Annotated in this window: 7 protein-coding genes; 2 read left to right on the forward strand and 5 right to left on the reverse strand. The window is 62.0% G+C overall.

The window, feature by feature from the left end:
- Positions 1-147: 147 nt before the first annotated feature.
- Both KBT70_RS06645 and KBT70_RS06650 read right to left on the reverse strand, forming a co-directional pair.
- Positions 148-822: an ABC transporter ATP-binding protein gene (locus KBT70_RS06645; protein WP_296630121.1), complete on the reverse strand. Its 675-nt coding sequence runs from the start codon at positions 820-822 to the stop codon at positions 148-150.
- 13 nt (positions 823-835) lie between these two features.
- The gene (locus KBT70_RS06650; RefSeq protein WP_296630124.1) at positions 836-1,933 is read right to left on the reverse strand and encodes a sugar transporter; all 1,098 of its coding nucleotides are present in this window, start codon (positions 1,931-1,933) and stop codon (positions 836-838) included.
- Positions 1,934-2,162: 229 nt separating this feature from the next.
- On the opposite strand from KBT70_RS06650, the gene KBT70_RS06655 reads away from it, so the two are divergent.
- Positions 2,163-2,963 (forward strand): ABC transporter permease, encoded by an 801-nt coding sequence (locus KBT70_RS06655; protein WP_296630127.1) that lies wholly within the window; start codon positions 2,163-2,165, stop codon positions 2,961-2,963.
- On the opposite strand, the gene KBT70_RS06660 is transcribed toward KBT70_RS06655, so the two are convergent.
- Positions 2,953-4,005 (reverse strand): hypothetical protein, encoded by a 1,053-nt coding sequence (locus KBT70_RS06660; protein ID WP_296630130.1) that lies wholly within the window; start codon positions 4,003-4,005, stop codon positions 2,953-2,955. The genes KBT70_RS06655 and KBT70_RS06660 overlap by 11 nt on opposite strands.
- A 112-nt stretch (positions 4,006-4,117) precedes the next feature.
- Between KBT70_RS06660 and KBT70_RS06665 the strand changes: the two genes are divergently transcribed.
- The gene (locus tag KBT70_RS06665; protein ID WP_296630133.1) at positions 4,118-4,984 is read left to right on the forward strand and encodes a sulfotransferase family 2 domain-containing protein; all 867 of its coding nucleotides are present in this window, start codon (positions 4,118-4,120) and stop codon (positions 4,982-4,984) included.
- On the opposite strand, the gene KBT70_RS06670 is transcribed toward KBT70_RS06665, so the two are convergent.
- On the reverse strand, positions 4,971-7,361 hold the full coding sequence (locus tag KBT70_RS06670) for a calcium-binding protein (RefSeq protein WP_296630135.1): 2,391 nt from the start codon (positions 7,359-7,361) through the stop codon (positions 4,971-4,973). The two genes, KBT70_RS06665 and KBT70_RS06670, sit on opposite strands and share 14 nt — an antisense overlap.
- Positions 7,362-7,498: 137 nt before the next feature.
- A complete protein-coding gene (locus KBT70_RS06675) occupies positions 7,499-9,334 on the reverse strand; it encodes a matrixin family metalloprotease (RefSeq protein ID WP_296630138.1) in 1,836 nt (611 codons plus the stop codon).
- Between the last annotated feature and the right edge of the window lie 371 nt (positions 9,335-9,705).

The following is a 9,705-nucleotide window of genomic DNA, read 5'->3' on the forward strand; positions in this document are numbered from 1 at the left end:
CAAGAGCCGGACATGGGGCGCAGCCCGGAACGGATCGCATGGCTGGAAGAGCAATTCCGCCCGCACAACGAGGCGTTGCTGGCGCAGTTCGGATTTGACAACCGGGCCCCTGTTTGCGGCGACGCCTGACGCGCAGGAGGCGGCGCGTCAGTCCGAATCTACCACGGTGGTTTTCATCAGGGCCTGATGATGCGCGATGGCCTCGTCGACATCCTCATAAAAACTGAGGGCCCCATCCTCGAGCACGCAGGCTTGGGAGCAGAGGCGTTTGACCTGCGGCAGAGCATGCGTGACCATGATCGCCCCGCTGCGCTTGACCCGTTCGGTAAACAGCCTCTCGGATTTCTCACGGAATGCGGCATCGCCGACCGCTGTCACCTCGTCCACCAGATAGGTGTCGAAATGAATACCCATCGACACGCCAAAGGCGAGGCGTGATCGCATCCCCGAGGAATAGGTGCGCACCGGCAAGTTGAAATGCTGTCCGAGTTCGGCGAAATCCGCGACGAAATCCGCAAGCTCTGCGGTGTCGACACCATAGACCCGCGCGATGAAGCGGACATTCTGAAGGCCGGTCATCTCGGGATGGAAGCTGCCGGCAAAGCCCACCGGCCAGGAAATCGTGCCGGTGCTGATCACCTCGCCGCTGTCAGGGTCCATAGAGCCCGACAGCATCTTGAGCAGGCTCGATTTACCCGCGCCGTTACGCCCGAGAATGGCCACGGCCGTGCGATCCGGGAACACCGCCGAAATATTGTCTGCCACTACCTTGCGCCGCCCGTTGAGCACGAAGGTCTTGCACAGGTTGCGTATCTCGATCATCGGCCTTGCCCGCTCAGCGCCTGTCGCGCAGGGAATAGTAGATCATCACCATGATCGACCAAGACAAAAGCAGGAATCCCGAGATCATCAGCATCAGCAACACGCGGCGGGGATACTCGGCTGTTTCGGCCAGGGTCGGCGAAATATGGGTGGCGAGATAGCGCGATTGCCGCTGCGCCTCGGCCATGGCGACATCACGGGCGGCAAGGGCCGAAAGATAGCTCTTTTCAGCGAATTGGCGCTCGAGTTCGAGGGCCTGATACTCTTCGATCAATTCGGAATATTGCGTGACACCCGACAAACCTGATGCACCGCCGAATGCCGATCGCTCTTCGTCGATCAGTTTCTGGATTGCCGCAATCTTGCGGTTGGCCTGATTGACGCGCGGATCGCTTTGGTTGGCATTGTCGAGCAACAGCTCCAGCTCGATCTGCGCCTCGGCCATCTGCGCGTTGAGCGAGTTCAAGAGGCCCATCTGGCCCTGCACATCGGCGGACGGATCGACGATCTGGGTCCGGTTGCGGAAACTGGTCAGCGACCTGTTCGATATCTTGAGCCGATCCTCGGCGCGCGCCAACTCTTCCTCGGCGTAGCGCATGGCATCGGCGCGGGCGATGGCCGATAGCTGGTTGATCATGTTGCTGCTCTCGGTGAACACCACCTCGGCAACGGCCCTTGCATCCTGAGGCTCAAAGGCGAGCACGCGGATTTCGACCAGACCACTGCTGCGATCATAGAAAATCTTGACCATCCGATCCCAATAGGACAGCAGCGCCTCGATCCTTGTATCTTCTCCGAGGGTGAACACCGGATCGCCGGGCCGCTGATAGATCCGCGCCATGTCAAGCTGTTCGTGCACCGCGCGCACGATCTGCGGGCTCTGGATGAACTCGTAGAGAATATCGGTATCCGAGGAACTGGACCCCGACAATTCGGTGATGCCCCCCAAGAGCTCGATGGCAGAACCGATTTCCTCGGTGCGCACTGAAAAGCCGACATGGCTCGCGTATTGGTCGCGCGCGATGGTGTAGAGATAGAGGCCCGACAGCACCACAGGCAGGACGACCCAGAGTGCAAAACTGATCGCCAGGACCACATGCCGCCGACGCATACCCGCAGGTCTCGCAGGCGGGGGAAAGGATGTCTTGGCAGAGGGGGCCTGAACAACGTTGGGGCCGGGCCTCGTCTCGGGCGCGGCGCCCTTCTCGGGGGGCTTGGTCCCTTGTTCCGCGGGAGAGTTGATCTGGTTCAAATCGTGCTCTTTGATCTGTTGTTGTCCGGCCATACGTGACGGATGGGGATTTTCTATCAAAGGACAGGGTGATACACCATCCATCAAGATGACAAATGTAGCCTTTCCCCCGGCCCTGCCGCGCAAACGCACCGGCACTGTGCAGACCGTGATCGCGCTTATGCTGCGCGAAATGTCTGCGACCTATGGGCGCTCGGCGCTGGGGTATCTCTGGGCCATTCTCGAACCGGTGGCGGGCATATTTCTGCTGACCTTCATCTTTTCTCTGGGTTTCAGAAGCCCGAGCCTTGGCACCAACTTTCCACTGTTCTTTGCAACGGGCATCTTGCCGTTCATGGCCTATATGGACATCAGCAACAAGATGTCGGTATCGCTGCGTTTTTCCAAGCAGTTGTTGTTCTATCCGGGCGTCACCTACACCGATGCGCTGATTGCGCGGTTCATCCTGAACGCCATGACCAGCATCATGATCGCGGTGGTTCTGCTGCCGCTGATCATCATTGTCTATGATCTCAATGTCATCGTCGACATGGGGGCCATCGCCTGGGGCTACACGCTTACCTTTGCCCTTGGGGCCGGGGTGGGCACGATCAACTGCTTTTTGCTGTCGGTCTTTCCGATCTGGGAGCGGGCATGGGCGGTTTTGAACCGACCCTTGTTGCTGGTGTCCGGCGTGATCTTTCTCTTTGATACCGTGCCGCTGCCCTATCGGGACTGGATGTGGTGGAACCCGCTCATCCATCCCATCGGGCTGGTGCGCAAGGGCATCTACAGCACCTATGACGCCACTTACGTGTCTTCGATCTTTGTGATGGCGGTCTCGGGTATAACGCTCGCGCTCGGGCTGTTGCTGCTGCGCCGGTATCACCGGGACATCATCAACTTTTGATGCGCCGCCCCGCGACAGAGCGTTTGAGCAGGTCCAGACCGCGCAGAAGGTGACTGCGCCTGCGCAGACCGTTCTGGCCATCTACGTGATAAGCCGCGAGAATGCCCGCCGCCTCTGCCCCCAACGGGATTTCGCTGAGTTCGTCAAAGTCTGGCACCATGTCAAAGGCCGGAACGCCACCCAGAAAATTGCGCGCAAGCGCCGCGTTCGAGTTTTCGCAGTTCTGCAACAGGCGCTGCCGCCGGATATGGGTGAGCAGAAATCGACGTTGCGGCACCCGGACCAGCCGGGGGGCAACCTCGAAGAAGCGATCCACCTCTTGCTGAACGAGCGGCATCGACAGCCCCCGGTCCAGCATCGCGCGCTTGAGATAGCGCGCAGGCTCTATCAGGCCGGTCGGCGGGCTGACGTTGTGATGTTTCGGCGAGGCAGAGCCATCGGGCAGCATATCCGCGAGATCAAGCGCCTCAAGAAACCGGCGCACGGCATGATCTGGCCCCTGTTCAGGTCGCAAGGGCACCGCGAGGACATTGTCATGCCCCACGATCCGGGCCCAGTTCAGCAGCATTGCGTTATAGTTCAGAACCTGTTTCTCGACGCGCTCGTCAAGCAGCGCCACGATTCCCCGGCGCCAATCGGCACCGCTTTTGACATGCTGTTTGTAATCGGATTCGATCCACAGATCCTGACGGCGAAAGTAACAGATCACGCCCACGTCAAAACCGGCCTGACGGATGCGCGCGACCAACTCTTGCGCGATAGCCCCGCGCGAGACACCAAAGAGATATTCGGAGCTCAGGATCACATTGCCATCGGAGCGCAGGAAGTGATCAAGCAGCGGCCACGCCCGCGCGGTGTCCCCCGTGATCAGAGCATTGGCCAGATGCGTGGCGTTTCCTTGATCGGGAATACGCTCTCCGGGGGCAAAGGTGTAATTGAACCCACGCCGGGCCAATGCCTCTGCCTGAGACGCGAGATAGGCCTGAATCGACGTGGTCGCACATTTCGGCATTCCGACATGCAGAAAAAGGCGCTTGGCCATGTTGATCGAATGCCCTCCATCAGGTCGGTCGCACCCTAGTCACCCATGCCGCGCCAGACAAGGCGCAAAACCACACCCGCGCGTTGCCAAGGCGGGCCCGGCGCATTAAGCAATGGGGGATGAACCTGGGCCAAAGGCAGAGCGCATGGGCTGGCGCGGCTATATTCACGATGACAGCAGGACGGTGTTCTTTTGGTCGCAAAAGGCGGCCTGCACCACGCTGTTCAACTTTCTCGCCGACAACATGCCGTCACGCCCCGCCAGAAAGCAGTATTTTCACACCAGTAGCGCGCCCTTTCGCGGCTGCGCCGAGGCGCTTGTGACGCGCAACTATCGCTCGGTCATTCTGGTCCGGCATCCGGTGACGCGGGTCATCAGCGCCTATTTCAACAAGTTCTGCATCTATCGCGGCAAACCGCTGCAAAGCCGTGCGGATCTGGAACCCTTTGCGCAGGAGCTTCACGATCTCTATTGCGCGCGCACCGGGGCGGATGCCAACGACAACAGCATGTCGTTCGAGGCGTTTCTGGACACGATCGCGCATCTGCATGCCAGTCGCCCGCGCCCCGAGAACCTGATCAACGGGCATTGGGAAACGCAGGTGCCCGCCTTTTACAAGGAGGTGGGCATCCATTACGATTACGTGGTTCACGTCGAGCGGCTGGATGTGGAACTGTCGCGGGTCGCGCGCAAGCTGGGGTTGCGGCATACGCCGCGCGTGCTCAACCGCACCCGCCTGCCGGAAACCCCGGTCGAGGGCTATCTTGGCAACCTGTCGGCGCGTCGGTTGAGCGAGATGAATTTCAACTATGACAACTTCATCTCGCCCGAAACACTGGCCACGATCCAGAGCATTTACGACATTGATTTCAAGACGCTCGGCTATCCGCTTGATCCACGTGAGGGGTTTCATGGCACTGGATGGACGGGTGTATTGAACCGGACCTTTCCTGCCTTGGGGCGCCTCACAGGAAGATGAAATCGTCCCGAGAGAGGCTGGCCGCCATCACATCATCGAGCAGGATTTCATGGCCCGCATGGCGCAAGAGCGTGCCCGCGTCGGTATCCTGAATGTCGAGCGCGAGAAAGCGCCCGGTCAGGCCCTGCCCCTCGATTCCGGCCAAGCGTATGCGGTCCTCTCCGATCTGAAAATCAACGATCACGTCACGCTCACCGGCGGTGAAGTCGTTGAAGACAAAGACATCGGCCCCCTCTCTGCCGATCAGCCGGTCATGGCCTGCCCCCCCGTTGAGCGTATCATTGCCGGGGCCCCCATCCAGCAGGTCATTGCGCCCGCCACCCGCCAGAAAATCATTCCCGGCACCGCCCAGCACGGTATCGTCGGCCTCGCCTCCGCCAATCTCATCATTGCCGTCGCCCCCGTCGAGCAGGTCGCGCCCCGGACCGCCGCCGATGCGGTCATCGCCACTGCCGCCGCGCACCGTGTCATGGTCGAAACTGCCCGCGAGCCGGTCATTGCCCGCCCCGCCGTCGAGCAGGTCAAGGCCCGGCCCGCCGCTCAGAATATCTGCACCGTCGCCGCCAAAGAGGGTGTCATCGCCAGCGCCGCCCCCCATCGTGTCATTCCCTGCCTGCCCGTCGAGCCGATCCGCCCCCAGACCACCCCCGATATTGTCATCGCCCAAGCCCCCGTCGATCAGGTCATTCCCGTCGCCCCCGGCCAGACGGTCGTTGCCCGCATTGCCACGCAGAGTGTCATCGCCCGCATTGCCCGCAAGCGTGTCGGCCTCGGGTCCGCCCGCGAGCAGGTCATCGCCCGCGCCCCCCACCAGCAATGCCGGGGCGACAGCGGGAAGCGGTGGCGGAGGGGGAGGCGGCGGCAGGCTCAGCGGAGGGGGGGCCACCTGCACCGGCCCCAAGGTCACGTCGAAATGCGACAGCAACGGCAAGAGCAGACCGGGCAGGTCCGTGACGGCAAAGGCCCCGCCCGATGCGTTGCGCAGGTCCAACTCTTCGGCCCCAAAGCGCAGCACGGCCCCCAAACGGGTCGGGGTAAAACCCAACTGCCCGATGTTGCGCAGCATCGGCCAGAGCGAGAGGTCAAGCCGATCCTCGCCCAAGGTGAAATCGGCAATCACATCGCGCTGCCCATCCGCCCGCAGGACGAATATATCCGCCCCCGCACCACCGATCAGCGTATCGGCACCAGACCCATCGCTGAGCGTGTCGTCGCCATCGCCACCATCGAGCACCCCGGCGCTGTTGCCGCGCGACAAGAAATCATCGCGCGCGCCGCCTTCGATCCGCGGGTCATTGCCGTGAAGGGCCACGCCCAACGAGTCCAAATCGACGCGAAAGAGGCTCAGCCCCGCCTCGCCCGAAGCCGTCACCAGAATGTCGATCCCGCCCGCCCGCGCCTGCGCTGCAAGGCCCGAGACACCGTTGAGGGCAAAGGCCGCCGCATCCGCCAGCGTGTCGAGATGCAAGAGCCGCCCCTCGGCGGTCAGGCGCAAGAGGCTAAGCCCGGCATCCCGCCCCGCGACCAGCACAAAAACATGCCCCTCCACTGTCACCACCTCGAGATGTGTGACCCCGGCGAACCGGGTCGCAAGCCCGTCGATGACATGATCCGCAACGTCAAGCACGCCCCCGGCACCGACGCGAAGCACGGTCAGGCTGGAACTGTCGGCGGCCGCGAGGATCAGAAAGGGGTGCCCGGCAATCTCTGCGGGGGCAAGCGCCGTGATTGTCTGCACCGGCAGGCTGTCATCCTGTCCAAGGTTGGCCACAGGCACAAGCCCACCCGCTTCCGTAAGGCGCAGAGCCGTGAGACCTTGCTCTTGCGCAGAGGCGGCAAAGACGAGCACCTCACCGGCGATCTCGATCAGGGCAAGGTCCGAGATGGTGCGCAGATAGAGCGTGTCGCTATCCGGCACCGTGATGCCGGCCTGCACGCTCTGATCCGGGCCAAGAACAAAGCTCGAGAGACCCTGACCATCAACGGCGGCGGCAATCAGGATATCGCGCCCCTCGAACCGCGCGGCAAGCAGGGTAGCACCCTGCGTCTGCACCGCACCCTGCCCCAGAAACCCCGGCACGCCGCTGCGCAGCCCGGCATCCCATGCCGCGAACAGATCGCGCAAGAGTGCAGGTGGCACGGCCCCTTGGGTATCCCCAACCGCAAGGGGCATGCGCGGCAGCGCTTCGTGAAACCAAAGGGCCTCGAGCAACGGGCCGGTTGCGGAGGCACGCACCACCCGGCTCTGACCGGCGGCGAAATCGGCAACGAGAAAGCCCCCGTCCGGCAGCGGCGTGATCGCCACCACCGCGCGCGCGACCTCGAAATTCGCCGCGCGACTCGTCCCGACATGCGTCACCCTGACCGCCATGTTCATCCACCCACTTCCCGCGTCCCCACGCGAGACAGAAGGTGGCAAACCAAGGCTGCCATGCGCTTAACAGATCATGGCAGCCTTGCGGCGTTTACCGAAAGTTAGAGGAAAATCGGCAATGCCCGATGTCGGATCACCACTCAGATAAAGGTGAAATCATCCACCGTGAGCAGCGCGGCGGCAATTCCCTCGACAAGGATGGTGTTGCCGCCCACGCTCATTTGCGCACCCGCTGCGGTATCGGTGATGTTCATCGCCGCCACGAACCCGGCCAGACCGTTGTTGCCATTGGTGATGTTCACCTCGCCCGTATCCGGATCAATCCGCCGGATCAGGAAGCGGTCCAGCCCATCCTCGAAATCGGTGATCACATCGGCATCGCCATCGACGAAGGTGCTGAACACGAATTGATCGGCCCCCGCGCCGCCGGTGATCAGGTCGCTGCCGGACCCGCCGTTGATCGTGTCATTGCCGATGCCGCCGTCGATCACGTCGTTGCGCCCGCCACCGGCAAGGAAATCGTTGCCGGCACCGCCAAAGATGCTGTCATCCCCTTCGCCGCCACCCACCCGGTCATTGCCGGCGCCTGCGTCAATCGTGTCGCGCCCCGTGCCGCCGCCGATGTCGTCCGCACCATCGCCCGCGTCGATCCGGTCGTTGCCAAAGCTGCCCGACATGCTGTCGTTGCCATCGCCCCCGGACAGCGTGTCATTGTCAGCCCCACCCGCCACTACGTCATTGCCCGCGCCGCCGGTGATGCTATCCGAGCCAAAGCCGCCGCCGATGGTGTCATCCCCATCGCCACCGTCGATGGTGTCATTCCCCAGCCCGCCGCCGATATTGTCATGGCCAAGGCCGCCCAAAACAATGTCGTTGCCGTCCGAGGCAGACATCCGGTCGTCGCCGTCGCCGCCATTGAGCAGGTCGTCCCCTAGGCCGCCCGCAAGCACATCGTCCCCGGCATCGCCGATCAGGGTGTCATTGTCATCGGTGCCCGTCAGCCTGTCCGGAAGTCCACCTCCGATCAGTTCCACGCCGACAGGGCCACTGATGTCCGCGATCACCTCGGCAACGCTGACGACCTCATCCAGAAACTGAATCCACTCCACGTCGATCAGCGTATCCGTGCCGAGGAGCGAGACCACCTGAAGCCCCTCTGCCACGACACTAAACGCGGCCCCGGCGCGCGTGACGGCACCCAGAACGGCCCAGTCGATCCCGGCACCGCCGATCAAGAGGTCATCCCCTTCTCGACCGTCAAGGGTGTCATTGCCGGTCAGCCCGTTGAATATCTCATCCGCGCTTGTCCCGTCGATGCGATTTCCAAGGCTATTGCCCAGAACCGTCAACTCTTCGGGATTGTGCAGGAGGGTCAGGTTCTCGAGGCCCGTGGGCATGGTATAGACCGCCACAGCCCCATCCTGCCTGCCATAAATCTCGCGGATACCCGCGATGTCATCGGCCAGAATATCGGGCTGCGTCAGGATCGAATTCATGATCGCATCGACGGTCTCGATATGCTCGAGCCCGAGCGCGTGGCCAATTTCATGGATCGCCAGCCCTTCGAAGAGCGGCACATCGAAATTGAGCGACCGGTCCACATCCAGAAGGATATCCCCGGCAATCGGCACCTCAAGCGGCGAGGGAAAGAACCCAAAGCCAAGCGTATTGCCCGGAATTGGGGCAAAGAAGATGCGGATATCGGGATCTATCTGGTCTCCGGCGGCGCCTCCGGGGTCCGCAACCTGAACAAATTCGACATTGCCGTATTGCGACCACGCGGCAAAGGCCATGCGCAGCGAAGCCTCGAAATCGAAGGTATAGACCGTAGCGGGATCGACCGAAAAGCTGGTGCCGGGCTCTTCATCGGTAAACCAATAAATATCCTGACCACTCGGCGCGATGCTCCAGGTCACGACGCCGCCTGTCGTGCCTGGCTCGTGCGAGCCCCATTTTGTGCCGCTGAGTTCCGGCATGACAGTGTTCTCCGATTCCAATTCTCGGTCTGGTTCAGGCGTGCTTGATACACGCCAGAGACCACAGTCGAAAAGATATCCTTTCGAGAACAAACACTAATGGTCGAGAAGACGCAGATAGAAGGCGAAAATGCTCTGCATGACCGCCTGCGACAGGATGTATCAAGTTGGGCAGGGCGACATGCCGTCAGCGAAAGCCGTGACCCGCCCCATGCCGGGCGGGCAACAATCGCGGCCGTTACAGGAACGTGAAATCGTCCACCGTGAGTTGCGCGGCGGTGATGCCCTCGACGAGGATTGTGTTGCCGTTCACACTCATCTGCGCGCCTGCTGCGGTATCAACGATATTCATCGCCGCCACGAACCCGGCG

Source organism: Roseovarius sp. (assembly GCF_018066915.1).
Taxonomy (GTDB): domain Bacteria; phylum Pseudomonadota; class Alphaproteobacteria; order Rhodobacterales; family Rhodobacteraceae; genus Roseovarius.

Excerpts from the sequence above, each read along its gene's own strand:
- KBT70_RS06645 (WP_296630121.1), bottom strand. The coding sequence starts at position 822 with ATGATCGAGATACGCAACCTGTGCAAGACCTTCGTGCTCAACGGGCGG.
- KBT70_RS06650 (WP_296630124.1), bottom strand. The coding sequence starts at position 1,933 with ATGCGTCGGCGGCATGTGGTCCTGGCGATCAGTTTTGCACTCTGGGTC.
- KBT70_RS06660 (WP_296630130.1), bottom strand. The coding sequence starts at position 4,005 with ATGGCCAAGCGCCTTTTTCTGCATGTCGGAATGCCGAAATGTGCGACC.
- KBT70_RS06670 (WP_296630135.1), bottom strand. The coding sequence starts at position 7,361 with ATGAACATGGCGGTCAGGGTGACGCATGTCGGGACGAGTCGCGCGGCG.
- KBT70_RS06665 (WP_296630133.1), top strand. The coding sequence starts at position 4,118 with ATGGGGGATGAACCTGGGCCAAAGGCAGAGCGCATGGGCTGGCGCGGC.
- KBT70_RS06655 (WP_296630127.1), top strand. The coding sequence starts at position 2,163 with ATGACAAATGTAGCCTTTCCCCCGGCCCTGCCGCGCAAACGCACCGGC.
- KBT70_RS06675 (WP_296630138.1), bottom strand. The coding sequence starts at position 9,334 with ATGCCGGAACTCAGCGGCACAAAATGGGGCTCGCACGAGCCAGGCACG.